This window comes from Methylobacterium sp. yr668, from assembly GCF_900116245.1.
Taxonomy (GTDB): Bacteria; Pseudomonadota; Alphaproteobacteria; order Rhizobiales; family Beijerinckiaceae; genus Methylobacterium.
This window is the reverse complement of sequence record NZ_FOZY01000032.1, coordinates 36,457-49,439: the sequence shown is the minus strand read 5'-3', so window position 1 is coordinate 49,439 and position 12,983 is coordinate 36,457. Positions and strand designations below refer to the sequence as shown.

At 70.3% G+C, this 12,983-nt stretch carries 12 protein-coding genes; all 12 read right to left on the bottom strand.

What is annotated here, in order from left to right:
* Window positions 1–96: 96 nt before the first annotated feature.
* Window positions 97–762 (bottom strand): transglycosylase SLT domain-containing protein, encoded by a 666-nt coding sequence (locus BM419_RS26585; RefSeq protein ID WP_091928191.1) that lies wholly within the window; start codon window positions 760–762, stop codon window positions 97–99.
* Entirely contained in the window at window positions 759–3,926 is a 3,168-nt protein-coding gene (locus BM419_RS26580) for a flagellar biosynthesis protein FlhF (protein ID WP_091928190.1), read from the bottom strand. The genes BM419_RS26585 and BM419_RS26580 overlap by 4 nt, the downstream gene beginning before the upstream one ends.
* A complete protein-coding gene (locus BM419_RS26575) occupies window positions 3,926–5,347 on the bottom strand; it encodes a hypothetical protein (protein ID WP_091928189.1) in 1,422 nt (473 codons plus the stop codon). Before BM419_RS26575 ends, BM419_RS26580 begins: the two co-directional genes overlap by 1 nt.
* Window positions 5,348–5,354: 7 nt before the next feature.
* The gene (locus tag BM419_RS26570; RefSeq protein ID WP_091928188.1) at window positions 5,355–6,140 is read right to left on the bottom strand and encodes a hypothetical protein; all 786 of its coding nucleotides are present in this window, start codon (window positions 6,138–6,140) and stop codon (window positions 5,355–5,357) included.
* Window positions 6,141–6,145: 5 nt separating this feature from the next.
* Window positions 6,146–6,766 carry a hypothetical protein gene (locus tag BM419_RS26565; RefSeq protein ID WP_091928187.1) on the bottom strand — a complete coding sequence of 207 codons (621 nt, stop codon included), beginning with the start codon at window positions 6,764–6,766 and terminating at the stop codon, window positions 6,146–6,148.
* Window positions 6,766–7,218, bottom strand: a complete 453-nt coding sequence (locus BM419_RS26560; RefSeq protein ID WP_091928186.1) for a GNAT family N-acetyltransferase — start codon at window positions 7,216–7,218, stop codon at window positions 6,766–6,768. The genes BM419_RS26565 and BM419_RS26560 overlap by 1 nt, the downstream gene beginning before the upstream one ends.
* A complete protein-coding gene (locus tag BM419_RS26555) occupies window positions 7,196–7,687 on the bottom strand; it encodes a hypothetical protein (RefSeq protein ID WP_091928185.1) in 492 nt (163 codons plus the stop codon). Before BM419_RS26555 ends, BM419_RS26560 begins: the two co-directional genes overlap by 23 nt.
* The gene (locus BM419_RS26550; RefSeq protein WP_091928184.1) at window positions 7,684–9,294 is read right to left on the bottom strand and encodes a hypothetical protein; all 1,611 of its coding nucleotides are present in this window, start codon (window positions 9,292–9,294) and stop codon (window positions 7,684–7,686) included. Before BM419_RS26550 ends, BM419_RS26555 begins: the two co-directional genes overlap by 4 nt.
* On the bottom strand, window positions 9,294–10,013 hold the full coding sequence (locus BM419_RS26545) for a phage adaptor protein (protein ID WP_091928183.1): 720 nt from the start codon (window positions 10,011–10,013) through the stop codon (window positions 9,294–9,296). The genes BM419_RS26550 and BM419_RS26545 overlap by 1 nt, the downstream gene beginning before the upstream one ends.
* Window positions 10,014–10,025: 12 nt before the next feature.
* On the bottom strand, window positions 10,026–10,685 hold the full coding sequence (locus BM419_RS26540) for a hypothetical protein (RefSeq protein ID WP_091928182.1): 660 nt from the start codon (window positions 10,683–10,685) through the stop codon (window positions 10,026–10,028).
* A gap of 133 nt (window positions 10,686–10,818) precedes the next feature.
* A complete protein-coding gene (locus BM419_RS26535) occupies window positions 10,819–11,901 on the bottom strand; it encodes a phage major capsid protein (protein WP_091928181.1) in 1,083 nt (360 codons plus the stop codon).
* A 25-nt stretch (window positions 11,902–11,926) separates the two neighbouring features.
* Window positions 11,927–12,955, bottom strand: a complete 1,029-nt coding sequence (locus BM419_RS26530) for a hypothetical protein (RefSeq protein ID WP_091928180.1) — start codon at window positions 12,953–12,955, stop codon at window positions 11,927–11,929.
* Window positions 12,956–12,983 lie beyond the last annotated feature (28 nt).

Sequence of the window (12,983 nt, the reverse complement as noted above, 5' to 3'; positions counted from 1 at the left end):
CGCACTTCTGCAAGAAGAACTACCGTCTTGTCAAGTATTTGGCAGGGTTGCGTTTTTCGCCCTGTCCGATTGTCTTGCGCGCACTCTTGGGCGCACTCAGCGGTAGAACGCGCTCACGCTCAGCAGGGCCTGCTTCCTCTGCTGCTCCTGCTGGGCGCGCTGCTCCTGGAGCTGCTGAGCCTGCTGGGTCTGGATCGTCGGGTCCGGCTCGGCCGGTAGCACGACCGGGACGGCCGGCGCCAGGGTCGGCAGCGTGACGCCCGGCCCAAGCGCCGCGGCGAGATCCGTGCCCGCCTGCGGTGTCTGGCCGGCGGCCGGCGCATCAGACGCCGGGGCGCCGCCGAGGGCGCCGAGCAGCGCCCTCGCCTTCTCGACGTGGACGCCCATCTGCTTCTCGACCTTGTCGCGCACCGTGCCCGGGGCGCCGCCGTTGCCCGCGTCGCTGGCGTTGTAGCGGCCGACCCGGCCGGCGTTGATCGCCGAATACATATCGAGCAGGCCCATGCCGGGCTTGAAGCCGCGATCCTTGAGGAACCGGCCGGCCGCCTCGACCTGTTGCTCGGCCGTGCTCCGGTTCGAGACGCCGTAGTGCTGCTGCTCCCACGGGCCGAACTGGAAGATGCCGGCGTAGCGCCCGCCGGCCCCGCCCATGACGGCCGGGTTGAGCTTCCCGCCGCTCTCGTAGGATGCGACCGTCGCCAGATCGAGCGGGTTGGCGCCGATCTGGGCGGCCGTCCGCCGGAATGCGTCTGCGATGCTCACCGCCGGCTCCTCTTGAGCGCGTCCTTCACGGGATCGGGCTCCTCGTTGTCGTTGAGGGCGCTGGCGATCTGGTCGCCGTGCTGGATCCCCCAGAGCTTCGAGCTGCGCGCGAGGTAGGCCCGGTTCACCGGGTTGTTCTCGCGCAGCAGCGCGGCGGCTGCCTCCGGATTGACCAGGGCTTCGTCGAGCATGCGATTGATCGCGCCGGCCTGGGCGGCCTTGACGCTGTTGCGGGCGAGCCGCGCGGCGATCGACGTGACGAACCACGGCACGCCGATCTGGCCGCGCTTGACCGACATGACGCCGCTCTGGATGCTCTCGGGCGACACGGAGCTGCGGATCGTGTCCATCATGCCCTGGGCCGTGCCGGAGCTGTTCGGCGCCCGGCCGCGCGCCCCGACGTTCGTGTGCTGGAGTACCTCCGCGAGCTTGTCGAGGTTCGCGAGGTGCTCGGGCTCGTCCCGGTAAGCCTCCTGGAGCACGGCGCGCACGTTGGGCTTGTCCACGAACGCCTTGAGCTTCCCGGGCATCCACGGCTGCACGCCGTCCGTCGAGGCGGTCGTCTCGCCCTTCCGCCGGCCGACGCGCTCCGCTTCCTCCCAGATCGCCCGACGCATGCCGTCGACCGCGCTCTTGTCCCGGCCGGCGAAGTCGAGCAGCTCGCGCGCGGCTTCGGCGGGCTTGGCGGCCGAGAAGACGCCCTGGATCGCCCGGCTGGTCTGCTCGGTGCCATAGTGGAGGTACTGACCCACGGCCGAGCTGCCGCGCGTGTTCTCCGTGCCCAGCTCGCGCTCCAGGCCGGCCCGGCGCTCCTCCGCGAGGTTGGCCGACCGCTGCGTCCGGGCGCGCGTTTCGAGCTGGGCCCGCAGCTCGGGGAACTGGTCGAGCACGCGGCTGTGCTCCTCCATGAACCGGGTCGCGGCCTCCGGCGTCTGCGCGGCCGACGCGGCCTCACGGATCTGGTCGGCCACGGCGTTGCGGGCCCGCGGGTCGGTGCCGGCCTCGCGCATCAGCGCCTCGAACCCGCCCTGGTCGGCGCTGTCGGGGCGCGCGAACCGGCCTGGGACGCTCGCGTCGGACTGGCGGTAGACGCCCTGATTGCGATCGAGCACCTGGGCCACGTCCGTCTGCGGCCGGGTGAAGCGGTCGTTGAGCTGGCGCGAGAAATCCCGGGCCGCGTCGTAGGCCTCGACGTTCGGGTTGGCCTGCCGGGCGTAGTCGTCCAGCGCCGAGATGTACTGCTCGATCACGCGCGCACGCGCGGGATTAGAGGTGGACAAGGCGTCCCGGTGCTCGGCCGCGAGGGCCGAGCGCAGGTCGGCCATCTCGCGCAGGGGGACCCGCACAGGCTCGGGCTCGGGGGCAGCCGCGCCGGCCGGTGCCGGGCGGTCGCCCAGCAGCCGTTCGGCCATGGCGCGCTCGGACGGGTCGAGCCCATCCATGGCCGCCCGGCCGGCCGCTCCGGCCCCATCGGCCGCGGCGCCGGCTTCGGCCGGGACGAACCGCTGCGGGATCCCGGTGAGGTGCGACGGGTCGAACAGGTCCCGGGCGGTCTGGGTGAGGCCGCTGCGGACGTTCCCGAAGGCGTCGACCAGCGGGCGGATGTCAGCGTCCCCGGTCGACACGCCGGCCCAATGGGAGCGCTCCAGCTCGCGCGCGGCGGCCTTGGCGTCCTCCAGGGCGGCCCGGATGTCCTGGCCCCGGGCGTCCGGGTGCATCTGCGCCTGGAGGCGGCTGGCCGCTTCCTCGAACCGGGCCTGTGCGGCCTGGGCCTCGGCGCTCGCGCCTGTCTGGAGCTGCTCGCGCCAGCCGGCGAGGCCCTCGCGCAGCGCCCCGGCGTTGCCCTCGGGGGCGAGGCTGTCGATCGCCGAGTTGACGGCCTGCTCGTTCTCCACGCCGCGCTGCGCCAGGGTCGGGCTGCCGGAGGTGCGGCGACCGTACTCCGTCGCGGCGATGCCCGGGTTACGGGTCACGTCGGCCAGGGTGTCCTGGTAGCCCGGGACCGTGTCGCCGATCGGGTTGGCCCGGCCGCGCTCGATCGCGGACACGATGTCCGACGTGTCGAACACGTCGCGCTTGCCGACCGGCACAGTGGGCGCGCCCGACGCCGTGGCGAGGCGATCGACGACCGCGTCCCGCACGACCTGATTGGCGAACCGATCGCTGCCGGTGATCGCGCCGTACACGTCGCCGACCTTGCTGATCGCGTGGCTACCGATCCCGTAGAGGCCCAGGGCGCCGAGCGCGCCGGCCAGATCGCCGGCTGCGTGCCCAACTCCGTGCTCGTCCACGCCGGCCGCGCGCGTCAGCTCGTTCACGCCCGCCGCGCCCGCGCCGGCCACGCCGGCCGCGCCGACCTCGCGGCCCAGGAACTTCGAGGGGTTCGCGGCGGCCTGCTCGACGAAGTGCCGGGCGATCGGGTTCTGGATCGCCCGCGCGCCCTCCATGCCGACCTGGGCGGCCTTGCCGATCGCCGCGCCCGCCGGGAGCGCGGCGCCGCCGATCTCCTGCCCGACCCGGTTGGCGGCGCGCTCGAACACGTTGGCGCCCTCACGCACCGGCAGGTCGAGGTTGGCGCCCGTGGCCGCGTTGATCCCGCCGATGGTCGCGTCGTTCGCGGTGTCGAGCGCGCTCTTGTTAAAGTCCGAGCCCAGGAAGGGCTTCGAGATGTTCGGCGTGAGGCCGAGCGCGGTCCGGAGCTGGGCTACGCCGGGCGTCATGTTGAGCACCATGGTCGTCAGGTCGACCGGCAGGCCGGCCATGGTCGCCGCGCCCTGAGCGACGCCGCGCACGCCCTGGTCGGCCACGCCGAATAGGCCGGCCAGCGCGCCGGAGCGCCGCTCGCCGCCCTCCTGGGGCTTGGACGTGACCGGGGCCGCCGGCACGCCGCGCATCTGGGCGTCCAGGTCCGACGACTGCTGGTAGGACGACGGCCCCTTGGGTCCGAGCCCGACCTTCTCGGCCGCTCGCTCGACGAGCCCGCCGGCCGCGCTCTCGGCGCGCGACAGCGCCCCGGCGACCAGATCGCCGATCCCGCCCGTCGTGGCCGGGGCAGCCTTCGGGGCGCCGTAGACGGACTGCATGGCCTTCGAGATGACCGCATCCGGGGTGCCGTCCGGGAACTCGTTGATCGCGCCGTCCGGACCTTCAACCTCGATCGGCATCACTGTAGCTCCCCGCTGGCGGTCCACTTCCGACGAACGGGCGTGCCGGCCGGCGCCGGGGCGGGCCCACCAGCGGCGTCCGGCGGCCGGATCGCGTTGGCGGCCGGCGCGGCCCCGCCGATCATGGCGCGCTTGGCCGCGATCTGCTGCCGGATGCCGGCGATGACGGCCTTCGTCTTGTCGGCCGACTTAAGCATGCCGTCGATCCCGAGCGCCTTGGCGGCGATCTCCATCTGCTGATTGCTGAGCCGGCCGTTCGGGTCCTGCATCTTGGCGTACTGCGCCAGAATGGTGTTCTCAAGCAACGTCGCCTGCGGGATGTTCGGGTTGAAGTATCGGGACATCTCGGGTGGCAGAGAACCGTCCTCGACCTGCTTGAGATAGTCCTGGGCTTTGGGGCCGAACATGGTCGCGGCCTCCTTCATCGTCGCCATGGCGTCCTGGCCGATGCCCAGAACCTGCCCAGTGAGGCCGATCGACTGCGGATTGGTCGTCGCGATCTTGTCGAGCGCGTTGACGCTCTGCTCCAGGTTCGAGAGATCCAGGAGCTGCGTCTCGATGTTGGACTTCGCGCTCGCGCCGAGCCCGGTGTCCGACTTGTTGCCGGTGAGCTGAGCCGTGTAGGTGCGCGAGCCCGGCGGCAGCTCGGCCCCGGTCTGGGTGTCGACGAGCTTGCCCGAGCCGTCCGTGCGGGCGGTGCCGGACTTCCCGTCCGGGGTGTCGTAGTTGAAGAACTGAGCCTTCTGGGTGTCCGGCGCCGGGGCCTGCCCGATCGCGTCCAGACGCGAGGAGATGCGCGGGCCCTGCGGGGTCATGACGGTCTCGACGGGCGTGTTGCCGAAGGCGGCCGCGCGCTGCGCCGCCGGCTCCATGCCGGCCAGCACCCGCGCCTTGACGGCGTCCTCCGTCAGGGGCTTCTCGCGCCCCTCGACCGTCCCGCCGCCGGGCAGCGCCACCGTCTGCCCTTCGTTCGCCTTCACGGCGCCGATCTGCTGCGCCGGCAGCCCGTACAGGCTTGCGACGGACGGCGGGATGAAGCGGGTCTGCCCCTCCCCGACCGGCGACAGGAGGGTGCGGGTCGTCTCGCCGGCCTGCCCCTCGCGGGCGAGCTGGAGCGCGCGGGCGTTGTCGGCCGCGTTCGTGCGAAGGGAGGTAGCGTTGTTCCGGTCCACCGCCGTCAGGCTCTGGCTCGGCGCGTAGGCGCCCGCGATCGAGGCGAGGCGGTCGAGCTGGCCCTGGTCGCTGTTCGGGTCCTGGGCGAGCTTGTAGGCGTCGGCGAGGTACTGGACCTTCTGCATCGTCTCACGCGACTTCGCGCCGGCCAGGATCTCCTGGGGCGTGACCTTGAAGGCGTTGGCGATGCTGTCGAACGCGCTGGAGATCTGCTGCGGGTCGACGGCGTTGTTGCGGAAGGACGGCATGTCGACCTCAGACGCGGTAGGGGCTGCTGGCGAAGGACGGGTCCGCGCCGAACGGCTGGGCGATCGACATGGGCGCGGCCGGCAGGTTGCCGTAGGCGTTGGCGATCGAGCCCATCCCGGAGGCGGCCATCGTCGGGAGCGAGGTGGAGACGTTCCCGCCGGAGCTGGCGCCGCCACCGAACAGGCCGCCCAGGGTGCTCCCGTTGATGCCGGCCGCGATCCCGACCTTGCCGAGCCCGCCCGCGAGGCCGCCGAACAGCTTGGCGGTGTCGCCCGCGTGGCTGGCCGCATTCAGCTCCTGCGGCAGCACGGAGGCCGAGCCCCGCATGAAGTTGCCGATCTGGCCGATCTGGGAGGCGTCCCGGGCCTGGGCCAGGGCGTTCGTCCCGAGCAGGTCGCCGAAGGACCGCAGGTCGCCGAGCGCCGTGGCCTGCTGGCCGGCATAGGCGTCCGCGCTCGCCCGCTGGGAGGCCTCCCCCTGCGTCGTGATGTTCGAGCTGCTGGCCGGCGCCTCGACGGTCGTCGAGGCCGAACCCTGGGCCGGGAGCTGGGCGCTGCGGAGCGTCGAGGCGAGATCGGCCGCCCGGTCCTGCTGCTTGCCGGCGAACCCCTCGTAGAGGCTGTTCGAGTGCTGCTGGACCTGCGCGGCCTCCTGCCGGAGCTGGGCCTGCCGGGCCTGCTCGGCCGCGTAGGCGCGGCTCGACGCGGCGGCGGCCTGGGAGGCGCCGATCGAGTTGGCCGCGATGCCGCCGGCCGAGAGCGCCGCGCCTGCGATGGTGAGCGGATCACACATGGGCCTTACCTCGTGACGCGGACGGAGCCGCCGGACGTGCCGAACAGGCCCGAGCCGCCCGTGTAGGTTCCGTTGGCGATAGCCTGGGCGCGATCGGCCTGGGCCTGGGAAGCGAGGGCGCCGGTCGTGGTGGCGAAGGCGTCGACAAGCGGGCTGTAGGCCTGCGGCTGTGCCAGGATCGCGGCCTGATTGGTCGCCGAGCTGGCGGCCTGGGTCGCGTCGCCCGTGGCGTTGAGCGTCGAGATCAGGTTGTTGCGGGCCTGCTCGACGTTGCTCCGTGCCGAGTTGGCGTAGCTGTTCGCGTTGTCGGCGACGGTCGTCCGCTGGGTGTTGTACGTCTTCTGGAGCTGGCCCTGCTGGAAGCCGCGGGTCGAGCTGTCCAGGTTCCCGTTCCGCGCGAGGTTGTAGGTGAGCTGCCGCTGAGCGTCACCGTACTGCCCGTCGAGCTGCGGGAGCTGGAACGCGAGGAAGTTGTCGCGCTGCTTGTTGAAGAAGTCCGGCGTGAATTGGCTGTCGAACGTCGAGTTGATCTGGTCGGTGCCCTGGCGGATAGTCGCCTGCCGCTGGGCTTCCTCCATACGTGCGATGTTCGCCTGCTTGCCGGCGCCGCCATCCTTCTTCGACATTACTGCACTCCCGGACGGCGCATAAACACCCCGACGCGCTCGAAACCATGCTTTTCCAGCAGGCAAGCGGTCTGTTCGGTGTAGAGCCCGTTGTTGTTGCCGCCTGTGATCTCTTTCGCGCCGAGCCTAGTGCTCCAGGCGATCAGATGCCGGATCAGGAGTGCGGCCGCCCGAGTGCCGCGCATATCGGGACGGACGAACATTACCTGCTGGGTCGTGAAGATGCCAGAGGCGAAGGCGTAGCTTCCGATCGACGCCATCATGAAGCCGATCAGCTCCCGCTGGCGCTCGATCACGAAGAAGGTCGGCTCCGCGGTCGCGAAGGAGCTGTCGATCGTCTCGTTGATGATCTCCCGGTCCGGCGGGATGCCGCGAACGCTCTCCTCGACTGCCTGGACGCACAGCTCGACCAGGGCGGCGCGGTCGGCTTCAATGGCGAGGCGAACGAGCATCGGCGTCGATCCAGGCGTACATGGCGAAGTCTTCGCGGTCGCGCCCGTAGGCGCGCAGGGTGCTCTCGCGCTCCAGGCCGAGCGTCTCCAGCCAGCGCTGCATCTCCCGGTAGCTGTCGAGGGTGACGCACTCGATCCGGTGCGTGCCCGCCGCCGCGAGGCTCGGGAAGTAGTGCCGGCGGATGAAGCGGGTCATCCCCAGGGCGATCTCGGGGAAGCGGTCGGTGCCGTAGAACAGCAGCGTGGCCGAGCCCGGCCGCACCTCGACCGCGCCGCCGATGCAGACGGGCTCGCCGTCGTCGGTCCGGGCGCAGAGCAGCTCGGATCGCCGGCCGAAGCGCTGGGCGAGCCAGGGCGCCAGATCCTCGGCGCCCACGGGCGCGACCGCGGCGAACTCCATCACGTCGCGCTCGCGCATGCCTTGGCCGACCTGGAGGGCCGTGGCGTAGGTGACAGGCTCCAGGATCATGACCGGGCCTTGTCGCTCTCGGCCGAGTAGGTGATCGCGGCCGAGCCCAACACCGCCGGCTTGTTCGGCAGGTAGCGGCCGTCCGAGCGGAAGCGCAGGGAGAAGTGGGTCGCCTGATGGCTGGCCGGGATCCGGTTCGCCATGAAGGTCGTCTCTGTGACGACGCCGATCTTGTCGCTGGCCTCGACCTGCGCCGGGTCCATGCCGATGTCGACGCGCCAGGAGCCGCGGACCGCGGCGTCGATCCCCTGGAGCGTCTTCGTCTCGGTCGGCCGGTCGCCGTCGAGGTAGGGTAGCCACGCCACGGCTTCGGTGTCGTCGTACAGCAGCTCCGCGCCTAGGCCGCCATACACGTAGATCTGGTCGCCAGATCGTAAGTAGACCCGCCGCTTGTAGACGATGATCTCCTCGACCTTGAAGCCGGGCTTGTAGATTGTCCATGCGCTCACCTTCGCCGCGGGGAAGTAGGAGAACACGAAAATCGTATCGCCGATCGCCAGCCAGAAGCGGCCATCGCGGGGCTCGATCACGCCGATGGCGTTCTGCACGTCCTCGGCGCTCTGCTGGGCGACGAAGTCCGTCAGCAGCACGTCGATCGCTGAGCCGATGTCGGTGCTCACGGCCGCGTTCGAGGCATCGCGCGCCTTGAGCGAGCGGAGCCCGGAGGCGTCGAGGTAGAACAGGTCGGTGTCGCCGAACTCCGTCACGCTGCGCGGGCTGATCGTGCCCGTGTTGTGCAGCGACTGGATGCCCTTCGAGAGCGCCGGGTCCGGGTCCATGTAGCGGACCTGGACCGTCCGGTCCGAGAAGATCGCGAGGTAGTTCTGGTAGCGGCCGATCGCCGTCAGATCCTCGGACCCGTAGTCCTCTTCGGACAGGTCGTTGAAGCCGGCGCCCACGCCCGTCGTCGGGGCGGGCTCGGTGCTGGTCGTGGTCGTGACGGAGCCGTCCGGCTTGGTGACGACGACGGTGATTGTGACCGTACCGTCCGCGTTCGTCTTGCGGGTCGTCTCCGTCTTCGTGGTCTTCCCGTCCGCGTCGGGCGCGCTCACGTCGGTCGTCGTCCCGTCCGGCAGTTTCGTACCGCTGTCCGCGTCGAAGTTGGTCGGGTCCGCGAGGTTCGAGTAGATCAGGTTCGGACCTGTCAGGTAGTACAGCTTGCGGCCGAAGGTCCGAACCGGCGATCCCGGGACCACGGCGGTGTTGGTGCCGTAGTTCGTGACGCGCTTGCCGTCGTAGAACTGGTAGATGTCGCCGTCCGCGAAGGTTCCGACCGCGAAGATCTTCCCGGAGAACAGGTCGAAGCTCCGGACCGCGACCAGCTCGGTCGCGCCGTCCGGGTGCTGGAGGCGCTGGTAGTTCACCCCGTTGGGCACGCCCGGGTCGGGGATCGAGCCGAAGACGGTCGGCCCGGCCTTGGTGAAGGCGAGCCCCACGGTGCCCTTCGGCAGGGTGTAGACCGGCACGAACGCGGCGCGCTGCTCGAACTCGCCGCCCCGGTTGATGTGGCCGTCGACCGCCTGGACGAGCGTGCCGCCCTTCGAGGTTTCGGCCAGCTTGCGGGTGTCGAGGCCGCCCGTGAACTCGCGGATCCAGATCGTGCCCATCACTTGCTCGCCGGGCGGTAGTCGACCATCGGCATGCCGCGCAGCGGGGCGCGTTCGGGGCGCTCGGCGAACATCTGCACGCGCCGCCGGGGCGTCAGGTCGCCCTTGAGCTTCGCGTAGCGCGCCGCGGCCTGCTGGAGCTTGAGCTGGGCGTCCTTCGCACCGGCCGCCGCGAGCAGCTCGGCCGCCGCGTACAGGACGATCAGGCGGTCATCCAGGTCGCAGACATCGGTGTCGTCGCGGAAGGGCCTCAGGTTGCGGATCCCGACGACCTTGATCGAACCGTCATCGCCGATCCCGGTCCCGGCGTCCTGGTCGGGCACCGGCCACAGCTCGATCCGGTCGTCCTCCCAGATCCGCCACCGCCGGACCGGCCAGCCCTGCTGCCCGCTGTCGCTGTCGATCCCGGCGTAGCACTCCGTGTCGATCCCCGTGCCGACCGGGAGCCAGCGCGTCCCGAAGCGGACCTCCAGGTGCAGGATCCGTTCGAGCGCGATGTCCTTCGGCAGGCCATAGTAGCGCTGGCCGCGCTGGCTCGGGAAGGTGCGCTCGATCCGGAGGTGCGGCCAGTCGTAGTCGTCGTAGAGCCACTCCTGCATGCGCTGGAGCAGGCGGACCTGCGTCTCGCGCTGCTGGGCGTTGTGGGAGGGGTTCGGCGACAGCCGGCATTCGGCCCGCAGGTCGTCCAGCAGCTTGAGCAGCGTCTGCCCGCGGGCCATCGTCGTCTCCCCTTACGAGAACAGGGCGTTGGCGTCGGCCGCCGGGGCGACCTCGGCCGCCTTCTGCTCGGCCGTCTTGGCGCCGGCCGTCTCGACCGGGCCGCCGTCCGTCCGGGCGCCGGTCTGGGTCGGGACGGAGCCCGGCCCGGTGCCCTGCGCCTCGGCACGGGCGCGGAGCTTGTCGGCGTCACCGTCGTTCGTGGCGTCGAGGGCCACACCGGGCGGCTCGTCGTTCTGGTGCTGGGAGCGCGGGTCGACCATCGTGCCCACCAGCTCGGGCTGCGTCTCCGGGTCGGCCGGGACCTCGCTCGGCTCGAACTGCGTGTTGTCCCATCCGACCTGCACGGGCGCGGTGCCCGGCGCGCCGTGGGTCTGCTCGACGGGCACCTCGACGGTGCGGGTCGACGGCCGGGCGCGCTCGGTCGCGCGGAACAGGCTGTCGTGGAGCCCCAGCTCGTCGATCGTCATCGGGAGCAGGGTGTGGCTCGGGAACATGACCTGGAGGTGCGGCTTCCCGTCCTCGTCACGGGCCCGATACATGCCGGCCAGCCGGCCCAGCTCTTGCTGCTTCGAGCGCTGCACGGGTTCGCCGGGCAGGATGTCATGCACCGCGTCGTCGCCGTGCATGCGCTGGAGGATCTGGATCTCGGCGGGCGTGACCGTCTTGGGCACGCTGTTTCCGCGATCTCCGGCAAGGGCGACAAAGACGTGTGCGGTGTCCATGGTGGCGGGCCTCCTAGCCCCTCAGATTTGAGGGCGGCCCCCGAAGGAGCCGCCCTGTATTATGACAGATCAGACGACACCGTTACTTGATGTCGTAGACGCCGCTCGTGTTGAGCTGCGACGCGATCATGACCGCGGTCGAGGTGAGACCGCGGTACATCACGTAGCGGTCGTAGGGACGCGGCGGCGAGGCCTTCTTGTTCTTCTCGCCGATCATGTACATCAGACGGATGCGGCGCATATCGATCGCGTACATCCGCTTGGCGAGGCCCATGTCGTCCAGGGTCGGGTCGTAGATGATCTCGTTGCCGTCCCAGGTCGGGTCGGCCATCTTCCCATCCACGGTGCCCGCGGCCCGGAAGCCGCTGAGCGAGTAGTTGCCGTTCGCACGGATCTCGCGCTCCATGGCGTCGATGAAGTCCGAGCCGGCGAACCGGCGCAGCTTCACGCCGCCCTGGGAGAAGCGCTTGAGCTGCCGATCCTCCTTCTGGAGGAACTGCATCAGCACGCCGCCGCCAGCCGCCGAGCTGGCGATAGCGTCCTGGCCGGTGCCCGCGGCCGCCGCGGCGGCCGTGGCCGCCCGGTTGCGCCACCAGGGGTAGGTGACGCGGGACAGGCCACCGGTCGAGCCCACCGCCGGGTTGTCGAGGATGATCGACTGGATGCCGGCGAGCGCCTTCGCGTCGCCCGTACCGTCGCCGTGGAGCAGCTCGTCCCAGGACTTCTTCTTGTCCTCGTCGAAGTCCTCCATCTTGCCTTCGAGCAGGTTCGCCAGGGCGAACTGCTCGCGGCCGTCCTTCTCGGTCGTGGTCTGGTCCGCGCCGTCCTCGACGACGGTGATGCCGTCGATTTTCAGCTCGGTGTGGGTCAGGCCCAGGCCGATGTGGTGCTCCTTCCAGGCGTAGCCGACCCGCAGGTTGGACGCCGGGTTGTAGTACGTGACCTGATCGTCGTGGGTGTAGCCCTGGAAGGAGCCGCCGCCCTGGCCGCCCTTCACACCGATGGAGACCAGACCCTTACCACCCGGGAACTGCCCAGCGGAGGCCTCGAAGGCCTTCGACATGGGCTTCTCCTGGATGTTCTGCTTCTCGACCTTGCCCTTGTTGAGGTAGTAGTCGAGAGCGGAGTTGGCGATGTTCGCCAGTTCGTTCGCAGTAAACGGCATGACCTTATCCTAAGCCGTGCGGCCCTTAACCTGCAGCCTGCTGGACGACTTCCAGCATTGACCGCGGCGCGGGCTTCGCGTTGCCACCAGCCACTGATCCACCCGTGACGGGCTTGGTCGCGGTGCGCGGGGGCGCCTGCCGGCCCGGGGCTGCCGCCGGAGGCGTCGCCGGGGGCTTGAGCGCAGCGTTGACGGCCTTGTAGGCGTCATCGAGCTGGGCCTTGACCTCCTGCGGCGTCTTCGGGACATCGCCGTTGTGGTGGCGCCACGCGATCTCGCGATGGATCAGTTCGAGTTTCGTGTCGTAGTTCGGGTCCCTCGCCCGGCGATCCGTCTCCCAATCCTCGGCGGCGGTCGTGATCGAGCGGGCGTGCTCGGTCTGGGACTGCTCCTGCCGACGACGCTCCTCGAACCCGCGCGAGGCCTCCATGGCGGCGACGGATGCGCGCGAGCGGCTCACCTCGTAGGCGGCCTCCTGCGTCATCCGTCCTTCCTGGACGGCCTGTTGCAGATCCGGGGACAACACCTCCCCGCATGCCTTCAAGAGGTTCTCGACCCACGGGCGCGCCAGTTCCCAGGCTTTCGCCGGGTTCGTCTTCGCCATGGCGCCCACCGTGAGCAGGTCTGCCGCCTCCTGGGCGGTCATCCCGTTGTCACGGATGAACGTGTCGACCTGCCGATACTTCTCGGCGTCGCCCTTGTTGGCGTTCCGCTCGCTCAGGAGCTGGCGGAACCGCGGATGCTTGTTAAACGGGACATCCGAGTAGTTCTCGTTGTCCGGCTGCTTGGGAGCGCCTTCGCCGGGCTTGTCACCCGTCTCGGCACCTTCGGCTGGCGAGGCCGCCGCGGCGTCGGGCTTCTTGGCCGGGGCCGCGTCGCGGACCACGCCCAGAAGGCCTTCGTCTTCGGTTTTCGCCTGCGAGGCGGACGAGCCCTCGCCATCAGCAGGCTTGGCGCCATCGGCGCCGGCCTGCCCGTCCGTCCCCTCGGAACCGGCCTGGACTTCGAGAGCCTCGTCCAGTTCCTCGGAGAGATCTTCACGGTCGAAAGGCATGTTGATCCTCTAACCCTTTGCTTCGATA

Bases quoted from the DNA above. Each gene is read 5' to 3' on its own strand.
- BM419_RS26560 (WP_091928186.1), bottom strand. From the start codon at position 7,218: ATGCTCGTTCGCCTCGCCATTGAAGCCGACCGCGCCGCCCTGGTCGAG.
- BM419_RS26555 (WP_091928185.1), bottom strand. From the start codon at position 7,687: ATGATCCTGGAGCCTGTCACCTACGCCACGGCCCTCCAGGTCGGCCAA.
- BM419_RS26545 (WP_091928183.1), bottom strand. From the start codon at position 10,013: ATGGCCCGCGGGCAGACGCTGCTCAAGCTGCTGGACGACCTGCGGGCC.
- BM419_RS26530 (WP_091928180.1), bottom strand. From the start codon at position 12,955: ATGCCTTTCGACCGTGAAGATCTCTCCGAGGAACTGGACGAGGCTCTC.
- BM419_RS26570 (WP_091928188.1), bottom strand. From the start codon at position 6,140: ATGTGTGATCCGCTCACCATCGCAGGCGCGGCGCTCTCGGCCGGCGGC.
- BM419_RS26580 (WP_091928190.1), bottom strand. From the start codon at position 3,926: ATGCCGATCGAGGTTGAAGGTCCGGACGGCGCGATCAACGAGTTCCCG.
- BM419_RS26575 (WP_091928189.1), bottom strand. From the start codon at position 5,347: ATGCCGTCCTTCCGCAACAACGCCGTCGACCCGCAGCAGATCTCCAGC.
- BM419_RS26535 (WP_091928181.1), bottom strand. From the start codon at position 11,901: ATGCCGTTTACTGCGAACGAACTGGCGAACATCGCCAACTCCGCTCTC.
- BM419_RS26550 (WP_091928184.1), bottom strand. From the start codon at position 9,294: ATGGGCACGATCTGGATCCGCGAGTTCACGGGCGGCCTCGACACCCGC.
- BM419_RS26565 (WP_091928187.1), bottom strand. From the start codon at position 6,766: ATGTCGAAGAAGGATGGCGGCGCCGGCAAGCAGGCGAACATCGCACGT.